Genomic DNA, 5,352 nt, shown 5'->3' with positions numbered 1-5,352 from the left:
GCTTCATCTCCCGCGAGCGCTTGGCGTACTGCTTGCGCAGCTTCAGCACTTCGTCGCCGACCAGCTTCTCCACCGCACCGGTGGCCAGATAGCTCTCCTGCGCCTGCTGGCCCTGCTGGAACGCCTCTTCCGGGGTGATCCCCTGCGCGGTCATCTGCACGGCGATCTGCCGACCCACCTCAATGGCGTCCTGCTCGGCCTGCTGCTGGATGCCAGCCATGACCTGCTCGTCGGACTCGATGATGTCCCGCAGCTGCTCGGGCGTCGGCATGCGATGCGCCGGGCCGGGCGACACGTCGAAGTCCGGATTGCGGGCGTAAAGGAACGCCTCCTGGATATCGATGTAGGTACCGATCAGGTTCGCGTCGACCAGGAACCCGGAATCCCCTCGCGCCTGGCGCCGGTCCTTTACGTACTGCTGCCGGGCGTCCTTGTCGAACTCGCGGGCCTGCTCGAAGCGCTCCATCCAGCGCCTTACGTCAGCCTGCATGCGGCTGATCTGCTTGGCGCGCGCCGGATCGGGATCAGCGGCGGCCGCGATCCCGGTTTCGAGTGCTGCGATGGGTTGGTCTGCCATGGTCGGGCCGGTGTGCGAACTGCCCCCAAGGTGCCCGGTCTGCCAGAGGCATCAACGGTAGTAGCGTTCCCGCTTTTCCTCGTCGCCGCGGTCTTCCCGCTCCCTCGCTGCGTACCAGGGATCGGTGAACGGCTTGGGCGGCTTGCGCTTGGCCACGGCCGGTTTGGACGCTGGCACCATGTCGGCGATACCACGGCCCAGCAGGCCGCACACGTCCACGCCATCATCGAACCGTGCGCGCGGGAAGTTGACCAGCAGGTCTATCAGCCGCTTCACCAGTGGATTGCCACGCGGGAAGCGCACCCTGCCCTCCTTCACCAGCGCCCGGAACGCCTGGACCTTGGCCACCTTGTCGCCAATGTGCGGCAGGTACTCGTAGTTGGCGAACATGCTGTCCTCCTTCTGCAGGAGGCGCCGCACTGGCTTGACCGCGTTTTCCTGGCCACCGACCTCGCCGAACCACCACAGCGGCTTGTGCTGCCTGATCAAGGACAGCTGGGCCGCGACGCTCTTGTCCAGTTCGACCTGCTGCGCCCACCAGTCCACGATCCACAGCACGCTCAGGCCGTCGGGCCGGGAGCTGCCATCATCCAGCCCCACCACACCATGCTCGGTGTAGTCCGGTTCGGACTTCTTCTCCAGGTCCCGCTCTGTGACCGCGAAGTCGCTCGCGCCGTACTTCTTCAGCCGCGCCGGCAGCTCCTCCGGGTCATACCAGAGGTCATCGAAGTCACTCAGGTTGAACTGGTTGCCCGACTCGGCCTTGGGCCGGCCCTGATACAGACTGGCCCAGGTGCGGGCCTTGGCCTTGTACTGCGCCCAGTGCTCGGGCGAGAACCACTCGGGCCACAGGTACTCGCCGATCTTGCGGCCGAGCGGGTCGTCGGCGCGGTCAGCCTGCGCGGGGATGCACAGAACCTCCCACACTTGGCCATCGCGGCACTGGATCGGGCCGGACTCGCCGTCCCAGTCCTCAGGCAGGATCGAACCGGCCAGGTCTTCGGGGTGCCATCGGGTCTGGATGAGAATGATCGACGCGCCAGGCTTCAAGCGGGTCAGCAGGTCGTCGTCGTAGGCAGCGCGGGTGCTCGCCTGAATCGTCGGACTGTCAGCCTCAGCACGGCCGGCTACCGGGTCATCGATGATGAGGGCATCGGCACGGGCAGAGGTCACGCCGCCCAGGATGCCGGCGGCCAGCAGCCCCGAGTCGTTGGTCAGCTCCCACTCGTCCACCGCGGCGCTGCCATCGCGCAGCATGGTTGGCCGCTCCCAGATCGAGGCGTACTCGGGACTGGAACAAATGGCGCGACACCGCTTGGACGATCGATAGGCCGGCTTGGCCGCGTAGCTCGTGCTGATCACCTTGAAGCCCGGCCACTTGCCCATGGCCCAAGGTGGCGCAACGACACCTGCATAGGTGGACTTGGCCGAGCCTGGCGGCATGAACACCATCAGCCGCCCCATGGGCTTGCGCAGGCATTCCTCCACCTTGTCCAGCAGCAGCTCGTGGTGCTGGGCCAGCGGCAGGCGCTCGGCATCGCCGCACACCCAGCTGCTGGGGTCATCATCCACCGGGGCGCCAGGGATCGGGATCGACAGCGCGAAGGCTTTCAGAGATTCGCGGGAGCGGCGGCGGCGCAGTAGCTCAGCAGCAGCTGCAGCAGGGCTGAGCTTGGCGCGGCCATCAGCCACCGGCGGCGCCCTTGCCTGCCGYAATGGCCAGCAGCTCGGCCTCCGTCATCTCGGTGGCCTTGCGCAGGTCCACGCCGCCTGAGTGCTCGATCTCGCGCCGGTTCGTGTATGCCCCGCCGGTCTCCTTCGCCGCCTGCTCCAGCAGCTGAGCCGCCAGCGCCATGTTCTTCATGCTCTCGGCCTTGGTGGCCATGCGATCGAGGGCTCGCAGCCGGAAAGCTCGATTGGCGATAGGAATGTTGACCGTCTCCTCCTTGAACCTGGCCCGGGACTCGTGGAACAGGGTCACCCACTTGGCGCCAAGGTCGCGCCCGGCGAACTTCGTGGGGTCGTGGCTCTCGGCCTGTTGGCGACTGATCTCCGTGTTGAACTGCGTTCTGACGGCCTCAACCACCTGAGAAGGCGTGTCGAAGCAGGCCAGAGACTGGACGATGAAGGCTTTGATGTCGGAACTCAGCGCTGCCATTGCGGCTCACCTGTCATAAGGGGTCGCAGATCAGGAGGCGCGCTGGAGGCACGTCCCACAGGCGTGAGCCACGTCCGCAACGGCCACTTCGGGCTTGCTGCTGGCGGCTTCCACCATCTGCTGTACTTGGGCACTTGGGCCATACCGACGGACGACGCCCACGAACTCCTCAACGTCGTGGCCGCGCATCTCCAGCGCTGGCAGGCCGTCCTTGCCGAACTTGGGCGCCCCGTACGAATCCTTGGCCTGGGCGATGTGGTACAGCTCGTGTTCGATCAGGGCGCAGAACTCGGCGTCGCTGCAYTGGCTGCAGTAGTCGGCCGCCAAGGTGATGACGAACGACGGCACCCGGCCGAACCAGTCGACCATCTGCCGTTCCATCCGGCCACGCTTCCAGCCTCCGGCCATGAACATGACCTGCTCGGCCTGGCCGATGACCGCCTTGCCCTGCTTGGTGAAGGCCGTTTCGGCCCACAGCACGCCTATGTCGGCGTCCTGCAGGTGGTAGTGATCCGGGTTGGTCAGCGCGCCATCCTCGGACAGGATCTGCTCGCATACCCACGCCCATACCGCCTCGGACGGGACGAACCGCGCCCACGGGTGTTCGAAGTCCACCGACAGCAACTCCCCTGGCGGCATTGGCCTGTTGACCGTGCTGGCCTTGGGCTGCTTACCCGCCATTGGCAGCCTCTGCGACCCTCAGCCGCTCCAACACCTTGGGCAGGCGCTGGATCAGATCCTCGACCACGGCAATGTCATCTGCAAGGAATGCGTCGCGGGCGGCCTTCTCTGCCGCTTCCCGCTCCATCTGCTCTCCGACAGTCTTGGCGATGTACCGCACTCCAGCGATGATCTGCCGATCACGTGCAGGGCTGAAACCAGTCCAGCGACGGATTACCTCGTCCACATCTCCACCAGCGCGAACACAATCGGCAGCGTCCTTGGTCAGGCGCTCTTTCTCGGCATTGGTGAGCAGGTCATCCACGATCCACCTCCGCCTGCAACCGCACCTGCCCCTGCCGGGTGATGCCGAAGCGCTCGCCCTGCTCCTGCGCGTAGCCGTGGCTCACCAGCGAGTCCAGCAGCGAGTCGCCGCCGCGGTGGTGGTCGCGCCACTCCTGGCGGGTCAGGCTGAACTGGGCGGCCAGGTGCTGCAGGCCCTGCGTGATCGGGTCCAGAGTCACGGCAGGGCCTCCTCGGTCCCACGGGCGATGAGTGGCACGGATCGGGGTTGCAGCCCCTCTCCGCCGCCGCAACGCGGCAACCCGTTCCCTCGGTGCTGGCTGTTGCCCACCTGCCAGCTGGGGCTACCGATTTCTCCCTCGGTAGACGGGCGCATGTAAGCGGTCACGCGGCACGCTCGGGCAGGCCGAACAGGTCCAGCTGCACAGGCATGGCGCGTTTCGGCGCCGGCGCGGTGGCGATGCCCAAGTGCTCGAAGATGTCCTCCAGCACGTTCGCTGCGGCCTCGGCCGTCACGCGCGGGAACCGGTACATGCCCACCAACCACGGCCAGTACGGAGAGCGCTCGCCCTTGCGGGCCATCTCCACGGCCACCGGCTTGTCCTCTTGCAAGACGAACGCCTGCGAGGTCTCCGGGTTGATGAGCAGGTAGCTGGCTACCGTGCATGCGCGTTGGTTCTCTGCGATTCGTGGAAGGATCAGTTCAAGGGCGCTCGCCGGGTTGATCGGGTCGACCACGCAAACCGCGCGTGGCTTCCAGACCTGCCGGAACGGAACACCCTCAGTTGTACCGGTGCGGCGCGGAGCATCAACGGACGCGGCCATCTTTCGACCTCCGGTGCGGGGTTGGGTTACCTGGCTCATTGGCTTGCCTTCCTGCGGTTGATCTCGCGGCGCATCAGCTGCGCCTCGGTCTTGAACGCGCGGGCCTCGTGTAGCACCTCGCGCATGTCGTAGCCCTTCCGGTGCAGGCTGAAGATCTCGGCGGCCAGAGCGTGGTCGAGGCGTGCAACCACCTCCAGCTCCGGCGTGGTGTACTGGCTGAAGGTCGGGCTCACGCTGCCCTCCTCGACTCGGGCGTTATGCCCGCCACGGTGACGGCCACACCCAGCGCAGCCCACGCGTGCRACTTGACGCCATAGGTTGCCCCCGGGGCCTTCTTGGTTCCTTGCGGGCCAAGCAGGTCCAGCAGCGCCTGACGGATGTTGGCGTCCTTGGCCTTGGTGCTGCCGCACAAGTGCAGCTTGACGTCTCGGCGATAGACCAGCCTCACGGCGTCCGGGTGCCGCCACACCTGCTGGAAGCGCCCGACCCACACGCAAGTCTCGAATACCTCCCGGCCTACGGCCATGCCGTAGCTGGCGATCATCTCAATTGCCAGCTGGTCCTCGCTGTAGCGGTTCCAGCCGGCCACTATGGCCAGCAGCTCATGGTTCGGAATCACACCAGATTCCAGAACACTGCCGCCCTGTAGCAGGCACCACCCGCTTTCCTCGGTGCCGGGATCGATGGCCATGATCCTCATGCCGCACTCCTCTGACCCAGCCGCTGCAGAGTCACGTTCAGGGCGGCCAGCTCGTCCATCTTCATGATGGTCCACATGCGTTTCTGCCCGTGGATCCCATTGAAGCTGCCCTGGTGGCAGTCCTTGCAG

General features: G+C 66.1%; 8 protein-coding genes and 1 pseudogene. All 9 read right to left on the bottom strand.

Annotated features, from left to right (window positions below; translation table 11 throughout):
- Window positions 1-577 (bottom strand): annotated as a pseudogene (locus tag AC1VAN_RS10110) (hypothetical protein); the annotation flags it as partial.
- Window positions 578-628: 51 nt separating this feature from the next.
- Window positions 629-2,149, bottom strand: coding sequence for a hypothetical protein (locus AC1VAN_RS10105; protein ID WP_442251239.1), 1,521 nt, complete (start codon window positions 2,147-2,149; stop codon window positions 629-631).
- A gap of 112 nt (window positions 2,150-2,261) precedes the next feature.
- The gene (locus tag AC1VAN_RS10100) at window positions 2,262-2,735 is read right to left on the bottom strand and encodes a DUF2280 domain-containing protein (RefSeq protein WP_480985739.1); all 474 of its coding nucleotides are present in this window, start codon (window positions 2,733-2,735) and stop codon (window positions 2,262-2,264) included.
- Between the two features lie 30 nt (window positions 2,736-2,765).
- The gene (locus AC1VAN_RS10095) at window positions 2,766-3,350 is read right to left on the bottom strand and encodes a putative metallopeptidase (protein ID WP_442251241.1); all 585 of its coding nucleotides are present in this window, start codon (window positions 3,348-3,350) and stop codon (window positions 2,766-2,768) included.
- A 55-nt stretch (window positions 3,351-3,405) separates the two neighbouring features.
- The gene (locus AC1VAN_RS10090) at window positions 3,406-3,720 is read right to left on the bottom strand and encodes a hypothetical protein (RefSeq protein ID WP_442251242.1); all 315 of its coding nucleotides are present in this window, start codon (window positions 3,718-3,720) and stop codon (window positions 3,406-3,408) included.
- Window positions 3,713-3,919, bottom strand: coding sequence for a hypothetical protein (locus tag AC1VAN_RS10085; RefSeq protein WP_442251243.1), 207 nt, complete (start codon window positions 3,917-3,919; stop codon window positions 3,713-3,715). Before AC1VAN_RS10085 ends, AC1VAN_RS10090 begins: the two co-directional genes overlap by 8 nt.
- Before the next feature lie 163 nt (window positions 3,920-4,082).
- Window positions 4,083-4,562: a hypothetical protein gene (locus tag AC1VAN_RS10080; protein ID WP_442251244.1), complete on the bottom strand. Its 480-nt coding sequence runs from the start codon at window positions 4,560-4,562 to the stop codon at window positions 4,083-4,085.
- Entirely contained in the window at window positions 4,559-4,756 is a 198-nt protein-coding gene (locus AC1VAN_RS10075; protein ID WP_442251245.1) for a hypothetical protein, read from the bottom strand. The genes AC1VAN_RS10080 and AC1VAN_RS10075 overlap by 4 nt, the downstream gene beginning before the upstream one ends.
- Window positions 4,753-5,223: a hypothetical protein gene (locus AC1VAN_RS10070; protein ID WP_480985738.1), complete on the bottom strand. Its 471-nt coding sequence runs from the start codon at window positions 5,221-5,223 to the stop codon at window positions 4,753-4,755. Before AC1VAN_RS10070 ends, AC1VAN_RS10075 begins: the two co-directional genes overlap by 4 nt.
- Between the last annotated feature and the right edge of the window lie 129 nt (window positions 5,224-5,352).

Source organism: Stenotrophomonas sp. 05L44_2 (assembly GCF_056665995.1).
This window is presented reverse-complemented; position numbering and strand designations above follow the sequence as displayed.